This window comes from Mycobacterium sp. (assembly GCF_036273375.1).
Taxonomy (GTDB): domain Bacteria; phylum Actinomycetota; class Actinomycetes; order Mycobacteriales; family Mycobacteriaceae; genus Mycobacterium.
Window position 1 is genome coordinate 1 of the sequence record NZ_DASUHS010000086.1, and the last position, 2,776, is coordinate 2,776.

A 2,776-nucleotide genomic window follows, 5' to 3' on the forward strand; every position below is an offset into this window, starting at 1 on the left:
CGGTGACGTGTAAGCAGGCGTGGACCAACCGGTCGGGCACCGAGTACGTGTGGTTCAACAACGTCGAAACCCGCCCCGGTCAAGGCTATCCGCGCAGCTATGAGGACCAGGACCGGTGGCGCGGCGGGTGGATGCGCGACAAGCGGGGCCGGCTGCGGCTGCGCGACGGCGGCCGGCTGCACAAGCTGTCCCGGATCTTCTCCAACCCGAAGCTGCCCAGCATCGACGACTACTACGAGCCGTGGACCTACGACTACGAAAACCTCACGTCCGCACCGCTGGGTGAGCACATGCCGGTGGCGCCGCCGCGCAGCCTGATCAGCGGCAAGCCGATGAAGGTGTCGTGGTCGGCGAACTGGGACGACGACCTGGGCGGCTCTCCGGAGATCGTGCCCGGCGATCCGGTCCTGAAAAAGGTGGGCGAACAGGTCCGCCTCGAACTCGAGCAGACGTTCATGTTCTACCTGCCGCGCATCTGCGAGCACTGCCTCAACCCGTCGTGCGTGTCCTCGTGTCCGTCGGGGGCGATGTACAAGCGCACCGAGGACGGCATCGTGCTGGTCGATCAGGACCGGTGTCGTGGCTGGCGGATGTGTGTGTCGGGCTGCCCGTACAAGAAGGTGTACTTCAACCACAAGACCGGCAAGGCCGAGAAATGCACCTTCTGCTACCCGCGCGTCGAAGTCGGCCTGCCCACGGTGTGTGCCGAGACGTGCGTGGGACGGCTGCGCTACATCGGGCTGGTCCTCTACGACGTGGACCGGGTGCTGGCGGCGGCATCGGTCGAGAACGACACCGACCTCTACGAGGCGCAGCGGCAGATCCTGCTCGACCCGACCGATCCCGAGGTGATCGCCGGCGCGCGGGCCGAGGGCATCTCCGACGAGTGGATCGAGGCCGCGCAGCGATCCCCGGTTTATGCGTTGATCAACACCTACCGGGTGGCCCTGCCGTTGCATCCGGAGTACCGGACCATGCCGATGGTCTGGTACATCCCACCGCTGTCCCCGGTGGTCGACGCGGTCAGCCGCGACGGTCACGACGGCGAGGAACTGGGCAACCTGTTCGGCGCGCTGGAGGCGCTGCGCATCCCGATCGGGTATCTGGCCGGGCTGTTCACCGCCGGCGACACCGGCACCGTCGAGGCGGTGCTGCGCCGGCTCGCGGCGATGCGGTCGTACATGCGTGACATCAACCTCGGTCGCGAGACCCAGCCGCACATCCCGCAGTCGGTCGGGATGACCGAGGAACAGATGTACGAGATGTACCGGCTGCTCGCCATCGCGAAATACGAGGAGCGCTACGTCATTCCGTCGGCGTACGCCGCCGAAGGCCACCAGCTTGAGGAGACTGCCACCGAGTGCGCGCTGTCGTTCGACGGCGGACCGGGAATGTATGAGTCGGGTCCGTTCGGCGAGGCCAGCGGCGGACCGGTGCCCGTCGCGGTGGAAACCTTCCACGCGCTGCGGCAGCGGCAGACCGGCGAAGGCATGGCCGCCAACGCCGAGAACCCATCCCGGGTGAACCTGCTGAACTGGGACGGCAGGGGAGCGCCGACGGGGATGTTTCCGCGATGAGGCTGCTCACCGATGCCCGCCGCAACGCGACTGCCCGGTCGCTGCAGGACCGGTTGGTGTGGCAGTGCGCCTCGCTGCTGCTGGGCTATCCCGACGAGCATTTCGCCGAGCGGCTCGGCATCGTCGACGAGCTCCGCGCTCCCGTCGCCGGGCGTGCAGCGGAGATGCTGGCACGCACGGTGGAGGCGTTGCGCGCACGCGACCCGATGCAAGCCGCGGCCGACTACGTCGAAACCTTCGACCTGCGACGGCGATCCACGATGTACCTGACCTATTGGACCGCCGGCGACACCCGCAACCGCGGCCGGGAGATGCATGCCTTCGCCCAGGCCTACCGCGACGCCGGCTCCCGGCCACCCGTCGACGAGGCCCCCGATCACCTTCCGGTCGTGCTCGAGTTCGCGGCGACCGTCGACCCCGTTGCGGGGCGGCGGCTGCTGGTCGAGCACCGGGTGCCGATCGACGTGCTGCGCGATGCGTTGACCGAATGCGGATCGCCCTACGCCCACACCATTTCCGGGGTGTGCGAGACGATACCGGCCGCCACGGACCAGGAAGTGCGACGGGCGCAGCGGCTGGCGCAGGCCGGCCCGCCCGCGGAAGCGGTTGGCCTGCAACCGTTCACGCTGACGGTGCCGCCCCGACGTACCGAAGGAGACCGGTGACATGAAAGCGGGCGAAATCTTCTGGGACGTCGTGCCGTATGTGACGCTTGCGATCGTGGTGGTCGGCACCTGGTGGCGCTACCGCTACGACAAGTTCGGCTGGACCACCCGCTCGTCGCAGCTCTACGAGTCGCGGCTGCTGCGGATCGGCAGCCCGATGTTCCACTTCGGCATCCTGGTGGTCATTTTCGGTCACGTCATCGGGCTGGTGATCCCACAATCCTGGACCGACGCCGTCGGGCTGAGCCACCACGCGTACCACGTTCAGGCAGTGATCCTCGGTTCGATCGCGGGGATCACGACGCTGGCCGGAATTTCGCTGCTGATCTACCGAAGACGCACCCACGGACCGGTGTTCATGGCCACCACCGCCAACGACAAGTTGATGTACGTGGTGCTCGTCCTGGCGATCGTCGCGGGACTGGGCGCCACCGCGCTCGGGTCCGGCGTCGTCGGCGAGGCGTACAACAACCGCGAGACCGTGTCGGTGTGGTTCCGGTCGATCTGGATCCTGCAGCCGCGCGGTGACCTGAT

General features: G+C 67.6%; 2 protein-coding genes and 1 pseudogene. All 3 read left to right on the top strand.

Annotated features, from left to right (window positions below):
- Positions 1–1,577 (top strand): nitrate reductase subunit beta (narH, locus tag VFW69_RS07460; RefSeq protein WP_526499717.1); only part of this gene is annotated, 1,577 nt, incomplete at its 5' end.
- Positions 1,574–2,242 (top strand): nitrate reductase molybdenum cofactor assembly chaperone, encoded by a 669-nt coding sequence (gene narJ / locus VFW69_RS07465; RefSeq protein ID WP_526499719.1) that lies wholly within the window; start codon positions 1,574–1,576, stop codon positions 2,240–2,242. The genes narH and narJ, both read left to right, overlap by 4 nt.
- Positions 2,232–2,776 (top strand): annotated as a pseudogene (gene narI / locus VFW69_RS07470) (respiratory nitrate reductase subunit gamma); the annotation flags it as partial. The gene narJ and the pseudogene narI, both read left to right, overlap by 11 nt.